This is a genomic window from Mesorhizobium sp. LSJC280B00 (assembly GCF_000502835.1).
Classification (GTDB): domain Bacteria; phylum Pseudomonadota; class Alphaproteobacteria; order Rhizobiales; family Rhizobiaceae; genus Mesorhizobium.
In genome coordinates this window covers 413392-424873 of record NZ_AYVL01000008.1, presented here as the reverse complement: position 1 = coordinate 424873, position 11482 = coordinate 413392, and the positions used below count along the sequence as shown (strand labels likewise).

The window sequence follows — 11482 nt, the reverse complement described above, 5'->3', positions numbered from 1 at the left end:
CGCCGGCGGAATCCGACACGTCACAACCGAGTCAATCCGTCGCAGCAAGATGTGTATACGCCCTAGCACTTTCGTGGGGGCGAGGAACCCAAGCTGGAATGAAGCCGCGATGCCAACCTGAAGCGATTTCCCTAAAACACAGCAAGTTTGTTCTTGCTTTGTGCCGGCAGCTATGCTACTAATTTCGGTATGGTGCCAATTGGCTCCAACGACCCGCCCACCGAGGCGGGTTTTTTATTTCAAGCTTTGAAGGTTCCGGTGTTGCCGACCTGATGTTGGCGGGACAGCGCCCTGGACAGCACCCCCTCTGGCCTGCCGGCCATCTCCCCCTCAAGGGGGGAGATTGGGTATCTTGTCTGCTTCCGCCAATCACCAACGTTGCAGGATTGGCGGCTAGGGCGAAGCTGCTGATCTCCCCCTGGAGGGGGAGATGGCCGGCAGGCCAGAGGGGGGCGCCGTAGAACTCGACGCGTGTGCCTGCCATTCTCTACGCCTCATCCTCATCGTCGAGCAGCCGGGTGGCGCGCCAGCGGGTCAGCACGATGTTGGTCTGTTCGATGACGAAGAAGCGCGCGGAATCGCGGTCATAGCCTTCGGCCAGCAGCTTTTCGTAGTCGGTGTGGGCGTGGCGAATATGCGCAATCGTCGCCAGCCATACGGCAATGCTCGGCGGCAAGCTCTTCATGTGCACGGCGCCGGCATCGGCACGGATATTTTCCATGTCGGCATAGGGCGCCAGCGGCAGGAGCGCTGTCAGCGCCTTGGCGATAGCGCGGCGGCGGCCGGTCGGCGCGCTCACTGCTCATCCCATCTGGGGGGCTCGCCCGATCTGGACGACTCGTCCCGCCCGGACATGGTCGCCTCGGCGAAGGCATCGGTCGAGGCGAAATAAGGCTTGATGTCGATGACCGGCGTGCCGTCGAGCACGTCGATGGCATCGAGATCGACGCGGCCGGTGTCGATGTCGACGCCAACCAGCCTGGCGACATGCAGCCCAATTGGGTTCGGCCGGGCAGGGGAGCGCAGCGAAAAGACGCCTTTCGGCTCCGTGGCATGGCGGGGTTTCTGGACAATCAGTTGCCGCGGTGCATGGTGCAGCCAGGACAGGACGATCACGTGGCTGGCGCGTTCCAGCCCAAGCAAGCCATCACGATAAGGCGGGTTGATGACCAAGTGCGCCGGCTGTCCCGTCTCCCGCGCGGCCTTCATGTTCTTGGGGCAAGTTTCCCGTGTCGTCCACGGCGAGGCGATGCGGCCGATGAAGACGACATGGCCATCCGGCGGCATCGTTGCCGGGTCGGTTTCCAGGAGCTTTTCGCCGCTGCGCGTCTCGAACATGGTTCTCGCCTCGATCATGCGTCCGTTTTTGCGCGATCCGCCACGCATGCGTCATTTTCTTGTCCGGAAGCGACATAGCGCTTGCAAGCCTATCCAAACCGACATAAACATATGTTTATATCTTTTCAAAGAGAATGCTCGCATGCATGTCGCTCTCGACACGATGGTAGATACATTGAAGGCGGCGGCGGAATCCAGCCGGCTGCGCATATTGGCGCTGCTGTCGCGCGGCGATCTGACCGTTTCAGATCTCACCGAAATCCTCGGCCAGTCGCAGCCGCGCGTCTCGCGCCATTTGAAATTGCTGCTGGAGGCAGGGCTGATCGGCCGCTACCAGGAGGGCTCGTGGGCGTTCTTCCGGTTATCGGATTCCGACGCGTCGCGCGATTTCGTGCTCAGGCTGGTCTCCGGCATCCGCGGCGCCGATCCGCAGGTCGAGCGTGATCTCGAACGGCTGGCCGCAGTCAAGCGCAAGCGGCAGGACCGGGCTGCCGAATATTTCTCGGTAAACGCCGCAAGCTGGGACCATATCCGCTCGCTGCATGTGCCGGATCGCGCGGTCGAAGCAGCTCTCATCAAGCTTGTCGGCAAGCGGCCGTTCCAGTCGATGCTCGATCTCGGCACCGGCACCGGACGGCTGCTCGAGATCTTTTCGCCGCTCTATCGGCGCGGTGTCGGCATCGACATGTCGCGCGAGATGCTGACGGTGGCGCGCGCCAATCTCGACAAGGCCGGCGTTTCGAATGCGCAAGTGCGCCAGGGCGATATTTTTGCGCCACCGGTCGAACGCGACGCCTTTGATCTCGTTACCATCCATCAGGTGCTGCATTATCTCGACGATCCCGCCCGCGCCATCCGCGAGGCGGCGCGTCTGTTGCGCCCGGCCGGCCGGCTGGTGATCGTCGATTTCGCGCCGCACGCGCTGGAGTTCTTGCGCGAGGAGCACGCGCATATGCGTCTCGGCTTTTCCGACCGGCAAATTGGCGACTGGTTTTCCGAGGCCGGCCTCGACCTTGAGGACAGCCAGGAATTCGAGCCGCGCGGCGGCAACGAGGCCAAGCTCACCGTCAAACTCTGGCTCGGCCGCGATCGGCGCATGCTGATTGCCGAGCCTTCCAACGACAGACAACCGGCCAATGCGTATCCGATAGGGGAAACCGCCTGATGAACCAGTTCCGCTTCTCCCGCCGCCCCGACATCGGCGACAAGGTCAGGGTTTCGTTCGAGTTCTTTCCGCCGAAAAACGATGAGATGGAAGCAAGGCTGTGGGACACGGTCACCCGGCTTGAGCCGCTCAAGCCGAAATTCGTCTCGGTCACCTATGGCGCCGGTGGTTCGACCCGCGAGCGGACGGCCCGCACCGTCAAGCGCATCCTCAATGAAACGACGTTGACGCCGGCGGCGCACATGACCTGTGTCGATGCGGCGCGTCACGAGGTCGATGCGGTGATCCGGGAGTTCGCCGATATGGGCGTCAAGCGTTTCGTCGCCCTGCGCGGCGATCCGGCCGAGGGCGTCGGCGCGGCCTACCGGCCGCATCCGGAAGGCTATGCCAATGGCGCCGAACTGGTTGATGCGCTGAAGGGCGCCGGCGATTTCGACATATCGGTCTCGGCCTATCCGGAAAAGCATCCGGAGAGTCCGGATTTCGCCACCGACTTCGACATGCTGAAGCGCAAGGCCGACAACGGCGCGACGCGGGCGATCACCCAGTTCTTCTTCGACAACGATCTCTATGAGCGCTATGTCGAGCGGGCACGGCGGGCCGGCATCTACATACCGATCGTGCCGGGCATATTGCCGGTGCACAATTTCACCCAGGTCGCCAACTTCTCGGCGCGGTGCGGCGCATTGGTGCCGGCATGGCTGGCCGAGCGCTTCGATGGGCTGCAGAACGATCCGCAAACGCATGCGCTGGTGGCATCTGCCGTGGCCGCCGAGCAGGTGCTGGACCTTGTCGAGCGCGGCGTCGGCGATTTCCACTTCTACACGATGAACCGGGCCGATCTGGTCTTCGCCATCTGCCACATGATCGGCATCAGGTCGCACGAAGTCGAGGCGGCGGGATCCGCCGCGGCGTAAGGCGGCAAGCTCCTTTTTGAAATGTCAAAGATCGGGGGAATGCAAAAGGCCGGGCAAAACGCCCGGCCTTCAAATGGTTTGGACTATTCGGTGCTGGTCTTCCCCCGCTCAGCGGCTTTATGGAAGGACGCCCATAATGAGGGCGCCGATGAATGCAAACGCAGCACAAATCATCAATGCGTTGATCGGCCTCGTCAGTCCCATGTCATAGCCTCCTCTTAAAGAGCTATGGCGAGAGTCTAGGGTCATTTGTGCCACAGGCAAGCAGAAACTTTGCTGCAATGCGACGAGATTGTGGAATTTGCGACCTGCCGTTTGCCGTTAGGCATTGAAACTCTTTGTCAAAAGCCGGCTCGGGACCTGTGAATAATTTGTGGCAAAGCCGTGGCAGCACGAGAATGGCAGCGCTACCGCGGCAGAAATCGGAATCGATTTTCGGAACGACTGAAGATTCGACGCGTCCTTTGCGCATCCAACCGGATGCTGCACGCTATACGCACTCTATACGAATGCGGCGGGCAATCGGCAGCGTTGTGAGATAGCCAGGACTTGAATTTTCTGCCAATTGGCAGTATATTGACTGCCAAGTGATGGAGGTCGGAATGAGTGTCGCTTATGCGGTTCGCGATCCTGCAAATCAGGCTTTGCCGGCAAATCTGGCGGATGCCTCGGCACGGGCGCGGCTCACGCCAGCGGCTGTTGCCGGCATCGTCAGGCTCGCAGACATCTGGCATCTGACCAGCACCGAGATCTGTACCTTGATCGGCGACGTGTCGGAGAGAACCTGGTTCCGCATGAAGAAAGGCGAGTGGGAGGGCGTTCTCTCCCAGGATTCGCTGACACGCATCAGCGCCCTGATCGGCATCTTCAAGGGACTGCGGCTTCTGTTCTCCGAAGCGCTTGCCGATGAATGGGTGCGGTTGCCGAACAAAGGGCCTCTTTATGGTGGCCGGCGCCCCCTGGACGTTATGATCGAGGGCGGCATTCCGAAGCTGCTGCAGGTTCGCCAACATATCGACGCTTTGCGCGGTGGACTTTGAATGCAGATCCCGCCGCGCGCTGACATTTCCCAGCGCGACACGATCCGGCTGATTTCGACAGGCAGGCTCAAGGAACCGGTCCTGATGCCATTGGCCAGGAATCATGGAGATTTGGAGGACCTTGCGGAGCTCGAAGGAGCCACCAGCGGCCGCCTTCAGGCGCAGCAAGGGGGATTGCCCGACCTCGATCCGCGCGAACTGGTTTTCGGGAGACCGGGCTACACCTTCATCAATGCGGCGTTCGCTTACACCCGTCCGGGCGGCAATCGTTTCAACGATGATGCCAGGGGCGTCTGGTACTGTGGGTTCGATGCGGAAACCGCGCTCGGCGAGGTCTCGTTTCATCTGACGCGCGAGCTTGCCGCGATCGAACGGTTCGAAAACGTCACCGACTACGCGGAGCTCGTTGCCGACTTCATAGGCTCGTTTCACGATCTGCGCGGTGCTGAGTTCAGCAAGGACCCGGTGCTCGATCCGGATACTGTCTTAGCCTATCCTGCCGGTCAGGCGCTGGCGAAGCAACTCCGCAAGCAAGACGCCGCGACCGGTCTTGTGTATCCTTCCGTGAGACATGTCGGCGGGACCTGCCTTGCCGCCTTCCTTCCCGATCTCNTATGCATGTCGTTATCGCAAAACCGCTGCACACCTTTGCGCGACATGCATTAGCGCCGCCCGAACAGGCGACCATCGATGGTGACGAGGCCGAGCGCGATCAGCGCCATGCCGCCCAATTCGAACAGTTCGAGCCGCTCGCCCAGGAACAGGAAACCGAGCAGAATGGCACTGGCCGGCACGATGAGCGTGACCAGCGAGGCGTTGGTGGCGCCGGTCGAGGCGACGAGATTGAAATAGAGGATGTAGGCGAAGGCCGTCGACAGCAGCGCCAGTGCCAGCACCGCCGCCCAGACCGGCGGCGAGGCCGAAAACAGATTGGCGGCATCATAGGTGAACAGAACGACCGGGATCATGATGATGGTCGAGCAGGTCAATTGTCCGGCGGCAATGACCGGTGACGGCACACCCTTGAAGCGGCGGGCGATCATCAGCGCAACCGCATAGGATAGCGACGCTCCGATGAGCGCGAATTTCGCCCAGACCGGACCGCCGAGCCCGGCGACGAGGCCGGGGCCGATCATCACCGCCGTTCCCGCGATACCGAGGGCGATACCGGCAAGCTTGTTCCACGACAGCTTTTCGTCCCTGGTCAGGGCGTTGGCGAGGATCAGCGTCCAGAACGGCGTCGTCGAATTGAGCACCGAGGCGACACCGGCGCCAAGCTCGGTCTGGCCGGCAAAGATCAGCGAGAAAGGGATGACATTGTTGGCGAGCGCCAGCAGGAAGAACAGGCCGGCATGCGGCAAGGCGAGGCGAAACGACGGGCCGCGGACCGCAAGATAGAGCTGCAACGCGATCGCCGCTATGGTGACGCGGAACAGCACCAGCACCAGCGGCGGAAGTTCCGCTACAGCAATACGGGCAAAGAAGAACGAGCCGCCCCAGATGGCGCCGAGCAGCAGAAGCTGCGCCCAGTCCTTGAGCACCATCGGACCGCGCATCGTGGTGGTGGCAGCTATCGCCATTGGTCGTCCTCCCAGACGAGATGCCTTGCTCTTCAGGCGTCTGTTCACGCCATACCCGATCCGGCCGCAAGGGCCACCCGAAACCTGAGCGATGGCCTAGCTCGCTCATAACTCGGCGTGCAGCACCGGCGTAGCGCCGCGAAGCCAGGGCGGCGAGACATAGAATTGTTTTCATTAGCCGCTAGCTTGGATTAATTGTGCGCAGCCTCAGTCAAGGGATTCGTCCATGCAGCGATTCGAAAATGCCCGCGAGGCAGCGCTGGCGCTTCGCCCGGACGATCCGATCTATTGCTTCCGCCCGCAGGTGCTGAAGGCGGACGCCAAACAGTTCATGGGCATGTTTCCCGGCAAGACCGCCTATGCGGTCAAGACCAATGGCGAGCGGATCGTGCTCAACGCGCTGGTCGAGGCCGGCGTCAGTGCCTTCGATGTGGCCTCGCCCGGCGAATTCGCCGCCGTGCGCGCCGTCTCGCCGGGCGCCGAGATGCTCTACATGCACCCGGTGAAGGCGCAGTCGGACATCAGGCTGGCGCTGGAAAAATACGCCATTCGCGTCATTTCGCTCGACCATGAGGACGAGATCACCAAGCTGACCAGGGTGGTGCGGGCTCTCGACATCGATCCGGGCGCCATCACCGTGTTCGTGCGCATCCAGACGAAAGGCTCGGCGGCCTACGAACTGTCGAAGAAGTTCGGCGCCGGACCGGCCAATGCGGTCGAACTGGCCGAACGGCTGAACCGGACGGGCTACAAGGTCGGGCTGTGCTTTCACGTCGGCAGCCAGATAGAGGATCCCGACACCTATGAGCGGGCGCTGGCCTCCGCCGACTGGGTGCGCAACCGCGTCGGTTTCGACATTGCCGGGCTCGATGTCGGCGGCGGCTTTCCGGCCGAATACGGTCATGATCCGAACAGCCGCAAGCCGGAAATGCCGTCGCTCGGCCAGATCATGTCGCGGTTGTCGGGCGACCTCCAGGAGTACCAGTTCGACCAGATGCCGCTGGTGGCCGAGCCCGGCCGGGTGATCGTGGCGCGCTGCCTGTCGCTGATCGTGCGCGTGCTGCTGCGCAAGGGCAAAAGGCTCTACATCAATGACGGCATCTGGGCGTCGCTGTCGGATTCATGGACCGGCAAGATCACGCTGCCGGCGCGCTTCATCCCCGATCCGGCGATCCGCTCGCGCAATGGCGAGGACAAGACCATCGTGCCGTTCAAGGTCTGCGGCGCGACCTGCGATTCCGTCGATATATTGTCGCGGCCGTTCTGGCTGCCCGAAACCGTCGATACCGGCGATTGGATCGAGATCGGCCATATCGGCGCCTATTCGCTGTCGCTCCGAACACGGTTCAACGGCTTCTATCCCGACACTTTCGTCGAGGTGGCGACGCCATTCGACGAAGGCGATGCGCCGCAGGGGTTTGCCAGCCTGGAGACGATGGCGGATTAGTTAATGGTGGAATAGTGAATAGTGAATAGTGAATAGTGAATAGAAGTAGTTCTTGCGTTCCGTCCCGCTCCCGTGAATCGTCACCATTCACCATTCACCATTCACCATTCACCATTCAGTCAGGCCACGCCGCCGCCGGCCTGGATATTCTCGCCGGTAAGCCAGCGAGCCTCGTCCGAGGCCAGGAAAACCGCGACATCGGCGACGTCGCGCGGTGCTCCGATCCGGCCGAAGGGCGACATGCCGGCGGCCACGGCGCGGTCCCGTTCGGGAAGCAGGTCGGTGTCGGTGAAGCCTGGTGAAAGCGCATTCACGGTAACGGAGCGCGGGCCGAGTTCGCGCGAGAGGACGCGGACGAACTGCTCGACGGCTCCCTTGCTGCCGAGATAGAGCGCCGTCTGCGTGAAGAACATCCTGGTTCCGCCGGTGGAGACGGCAATGATGCGGCCACCGTCGCGAACGCGGCGCGCCGCTTCCTGAAGCGTGAAGAAGGTGCCCTTGGCATTGGCGCCGAACACATTATCGAAGTCCGCTTCGGTGGCCTCGACGAGCGGCTTTATGACAGCGACGCCGACATTGGCGACGACGGTGTCAATCGGCCCCATCTGTCTTTCGGTTTCGTCGAACAGCCTGCGAATGTCGGGAATGCTGGAGACGTCCGCCTGGATGGCGACGGCTTTTCCGCCAATCCCTTCAATGGCGGCAACCACTTCCCTGGCTGCTTTCTCGTTGCCCACATAGTTGACGACCACGGCAGCACCCTTGGCCGCGAGCCCCTCGGCGATGGCGCGCCCGATGCCGCGCGAGCTGCCGGTCACAAGTGCGGTTTTGCCTTCGAGTGGACGATGCATGGCTGTTCCTTCCGTCTGATTACGGCCGCCTCGATCGAGCGGCGTTCCAGGGAAACCTATGGGCATGCTATTGCTCAGAGAATAGCCTATTATCTTACTGACTTGTTAAGCCTGGGGTACATAATGCGCGGAACCGAGTTTTCCGAACTCACGGCATTTGCAGCAATCATCGAAGAGGGCAGCTTCGTCCGCGCCGCGGCCAAGCTCAGGATTTCGCCTCCAGCACTCAGCCAGACGATACGCGGACTGGAAGAGCGTCTCGGTGTCCGCCTGCTCAACCGCACCACGCGCAGCATGTCGCCGACGGCTGAGGGCGAGAAGCTGTTTGCCCGCATCGCACCGGCGTTCAGCGAACTGGAAGGGGCCGTCGCCGACGCGCATGCATCACGCGGCCGGCCGGCAGGCTCGCTGCGCATCAATGTTCCGCGCATTGCCGCCACGCGTTTCATCGCGCCGATCCTCGGCGATTTCCGCCGCGCCTATCCCGATATCGCCCTCACAATCATTGTCGACGACATGCTCACCGACATCGTCGAGGGCCGCTTCGATGCCGGAATCAGATTGGGTGAGCGGCTGCACAAGGACATGGTGGCGGTGAAACTCAGCGAGGAACTCGAGATGGCCGCAGTGGCGGCGCCGAGCTATCTGGAGCATCACCCGATACCGCGTCACCCCGCGGACCTGCATCAGCACCAGTGCATCAATTTCCAGTGGCCGAGCGGCGGCAACATCTACCGGTGGGAGTTCGCCCGAGGCCAACGTGCTTTGGAAGTGGCCGTCAGCGGCGGCCTGACGATCAACGATACGGAACTGATGATCGGGGCGGTTCTGGATGGGGTCGGCGTGGCGTACATGCTGGAATATCAGGTCCGGCCATGGATCGAAGCGGGAAAGCTCATCCGCTTTCTCGACGCCTGGTCGCCGAGATTTCCGGGTTTTCATCTATATCACGCGAGTTCCCGCCAGGTTCCGGCGCCGTTGCGAGCGTTCATCGATTTCCTGCTTGCCAGGCGGTGATGTGAATAGTGAATAGTGAATAGTGAATAGTGAATAGTGGTAGCTCTGGTGCTCAATGCGGCTCCGGTGCTATTCTTTTTACCATTCACCATTCACCACCCTCACAGCCTGTCCAGCAGCTCCGGAGTCGGCCAGCCGTCGACCGGCAGGCCCAGCCGCTTCTGCTCGCTGCGGATCGCTTCGCGGGTGTTGGTGCCCAGTATGCCGTCGACGGTGCCGACGTCATAGCCTTTCGCCTCGAGCTTGGTCTGCAGCGCCTTCATCTGGTCGCCGTTGAGGCCGGGTTCGGGGTTGCGCGGATCGAATCGCGGCGCGCCCCCCAGCCGGGCGGCAAGATTTGCCGCGGTCAGGGCATAGGTGAAGGACTGGTTCCACTCGAGATAGACGTCGAAATTGTCGTAGGTCAGGAAGGCTGGCCCCTTGCGACCCATGGGCAGCGCCAGGCCGGCCTTCAGGCCGTTGTCGAGAAGCGGCGTACCGTCGGGCCTGGTAACGCCCCACTGCGCCCACTGCGTCAACGGCAGCTTGTTGGTGCGTCCCGTCTGCTCCCACGGCAAATCGTCGGGCACACGGACTTCCTCGATCCAGGGCTGGTCGCGCTTCCAGCCGCGCGACTGGATCTTGCTGGCCGTGCTCATGATCACGTCCGGCGCGCTGCCGCGCAGGTCGACCAAGCCATCGCCGTCGCCGTCGACGCCGTGGCCGAGATAGTCGGAAGGCAACATCTGCGTCTGGCCGATCTCGCCGGCCCAGGCACCGGTCACGTCGGCCGGCACCACGCCGCGATCGATCAACATCAGCAGCGGCACGATCTGCGGCCGGAACAACTGCGGACGGCGGCAGTCATGCGAGAGGCTCACCAGCGCGTTCAGCGTATGAAAATCGCCCTGCACGGCGCCAAAATCGGTCTCCAGGGCCCAGAAAGCGGCGATGACCGGCGCCTGCACGCCGTATTCGCGATCGGCGCGGACAAAGACCTCGGCATATTTTTGCAGATTGGCCGCACCTTGCTTCAGCCGATGGGACGAGATCATACGGTTCGAGAATTCGATGAAGGTCTGGGTGAAGACGCCCTGGGCACGGTCGCGTGCCAGCGCCTTTTCATCGAGGGTGGCGTTTTCCAGCGCAGAAAGGCCGGCAGCGCCGACGCCGGCCGCCCTGGCTTCCGCCGCCACGCCCTGCTTCCATGCCTCGAAATCGCCGCCGCATTGCTGTGCCGCGGCCGGCACGGCGCTCAGGAGCAGCGCCGCGAGAAATCCAAAGCGCGATCGCATCGCCATCCTTCCGAGAAGATTACCAGCGGTTGCGGGCATCCGTCATTGGCTGTGTCGAAAAGCAGGCGGCAGGCCTGGTGTCAACGGGTGTTCTGCCGCAACCACTTCTTCCACGCGGCTTCGGAGCCATTGAAGACGCTGATGTCGGCGTTTCCGGTCATGCCCGGCACGACGCCCGTTCCGGTATACTGCCAGAAGGTGAAGGGATGGCTGCCGTATTTCTGGCGCGGGTGGCCGGCGACGGAGCGCAGCCAGTAGGGGTAATTGCGGAAGCCCGATAAACCGTTATCTTCGAAGAAATCGACAGACGTGTAGATGATTGGCTTCTTGCCGTAGTATTTTTCGACGATTTCGAGGAACGTGCTCATCTCGCTGCGTACCGTGGCGGGATCGGGCCGCAGCTTGCAGGTCGGCGATTTCGGGTTCCATTCCATGTCGAGAACCGGCGGCATCGCCGAACCGTCTTTGGGCACGTTCTGGATGAACCAGCGCGCCTGGGTAGCGGCCGGCGTGCAAAAGTAGAAAAAATGATAGGCGGCACGGGGGATGCCCGAGGCCCTGGTGCGGCTCCAATGCTCGTTGAAAGCTTCATCGAAACGGTCTCCGCCTTCGGTTGCCTTGATAAAGGCGAAGGAGATGCCGCTGGCCCTGGCCGCCGGCCAGTTGATCGATGTCTGGTATTTGGAGACGTCGGTGCCGTGGACGGCGTAGCTCCACGGTGCGCCGCTGTCCCATTCATGCGGGTCGGAATCGGCAAAACGCGGCGCGCGTACCGCAACCATCGAGGCGCTGGACGACGACAGCGATGGCGTCAGATCCTCGACCGTCGAGCAGGCGCCAAGCAGCATCAGCG

At 62.2% G+C, this 11482-nt stretch carries 12 protein-coding genes; 6 read left to right on the top strand and 6 right to left on the bottom strand.

Annotated features, from left to right (window positions below):
- Positions 1 to 487: 487 nt before the first annotated feature.
- Together X773_RS54375 and tsaA are read right to left on the bottom strand one after the other, a co-directional pair.
- Positions 488 to 799 carry a DUF2293 domain-containing protein gene (locus X773_RS54375; protein WP_023676798.1) on the bottom strand — a complete coding sequence of 104 codons (312 nt, stop codon included), beginning with the start codon at positions 797 to 799 and terminating at the stop codon, positions 488 to 490.
- Positions 796 to 1338 (bottom strand): tRNA (N6-threonylcarbamoyladenosine(37)-N6)-methyltransferase TrmO, encoded by a 543-nt coding sequence (tsaA, locus tag X773_RS54370; protein ID WP_051406133.1) that lies wholly within the window; start codon positions 1336 to 1338, stop codon positions 796 to 798. The genes X773_RS54375 and tsaA overlap by 4 nt, the downstream gene beginning before the upstream one ends.
- A 142-nt stretch (positions 1339 to 1480) precedes the next feature.
- On the opposite strand from tsaA, the gene X773_RS54365 reads away from it, so the two are divergent.
- The 4 genes from X773_RS54365 (at position 1481) to X773_RS54350 (ending at position 5126) form a co-directional block, all read left to right on the top strand.
- Positions 1481 to 2503 carry a metalloregulator ArsR/SmtB family transcription factor gene (locus X773_RS54365; protein WP_023676796.1) on the top strand — a complete coding sequence of 341 codons (1023 nt, stop codon included), beginning with the start codon at positions 1481 to 1483 and terminating at the stop codon, positions 2501 to 2503.
- The gene (gene metF / locus X773_RS54360) at positions 2503 to 3420 is read left to right on the top strand and encodes a methylenetetrahydrofolate reductase [NAD(P)H] (RefSeq protein WP_023676795.1); all 918 of its coding nucleotides are present in this window, start codon (positions 2503 to 2505) and stop codon (positions 3418 to 3420) included. The genes X773_RS54365 and metF overlap by 1 nt, the downstream gene beginning before the upstream one ends.
- Before the next feature lie 602 nt (positions 3421 to 4022).
- Positions 4023 to 4460: an MbcA/ParS/Xre antitoxin family protein gene (locus tag X773_RS54355; RefSeq protein ID WP_023676794.1), complete on the top strand. Its 438-nt coding sequence runs from the start codon at positions 4023 to 4025 to the stop codon at positions 4458 to 4460.
- 111 nt (positions 4461 to 4571) lie between these two features.
- Positions 4572 to 5126 carry an RES family NAD+ phosphorylase gene (locus tag X773_RS54350; protein WP_245274696.1) on the top strand — a complete coding sequence of 185 codons (555 nt, stop codon included), beginning with the start codon at positions 4572 to 4574 and terminating at the stop codon, positions 5124 to 5126.
- Here the strand turns inward: X773_RS54350 and X773_RS54345 are convergent.
- On the bottom strand, positions 5123 to 6040 hold the full coding sequence (locus X773_RS54345) for a DMT family transporter (protein ID WP_023676792.1): 918 nt from the start codon (positions 6038 to 6040) through the stop codon (positions 5123 to 5125). The two genes, X773_RS54350 and X773_RS54345, sit on opposite strands and share 4 nt — an antisense overlap.
- Before the next feature lie 226 nt (positions 6041 to 6266).
- Between X773_RS54345 and X773_RS54340 the strand changes: the two genes are divergently transcribed.
- The gene (locus X773_RS54340; protein ID WP_023676791.1) at positions 6267 to 7487 is read left to right on the top strand and encodes an alanine racemase; all 1221 of its coding nucleotides are present in this window, start codon (positions 6267 to 6269) and stop codon (positions 7485 to 7487) included.
- A gap of 119 nt (positions 7488 to 7606) precedes the next feature.
- On the opposite strand, the gene X773_RS54335 is transcribed toward X773_RS54340, so the two are convergent.
- A complete protein-coding gene (locus tag X773_RS54335; RefSeq protein ID WP_023676790.1) occupies positions 7607 to 8338 on the bottom strand; it encodes an SDR family oxidoreductase in 732 nt (243 codons plus the stop codon).
- Between the two features lie 123 nt (positions 8339 to 8461).
- Here X773_RS54335 and X773_RS54330 point away from each other — a divergent pair, with 123 nt between their 5' ends.
- A complete protein-coding gene (locus X773_RS54330; protein WP_023676789.1) occupies positions 8462 to 9355 on the top strand; it encodes a LysR family transcriptional regulator in 894 nt (297 codons plus the stop codon).
- A gap of 101 nt (positions 9356 to 9456) precedes the next feature.
- Here the strand turns inward: X773_RS54330 and X773_RS54325 are convergent, their stop codons facing one another.
- Both X773_RS54325 and X773_RS54320 read right to left on the bottom strand, forming a co-directional pair.
- Positions 9457 to 10629 carry a peptidoglycan-binding protein gene (locus X773_RS54325; RefSeq protein WP_023676788.1) on the bottom strand — a complete coding sequence of 391 codons (1173 nt, stop codon included), beginning with the start codon at positions 10627 to 10629 and terminating at the stop codon, positions 9457 to 9459.
- Positions 10630 to 10709: 80 nt separating this feature from the next.
- The gene (locus tag X773_RS54320) at positions 10710 to 11411 is read right to left on the bottom strand and encodes a glycoside hydrolase family 25 protein (protein WP_245274700.1); all 702 of its coding nucleotides are present in this window, start codon (positions 11409 to 11411) and stop codon (positions 10710 to 10712) included.
- Positions 11412 to 11482: the final 71 nt, after the last annotated feature.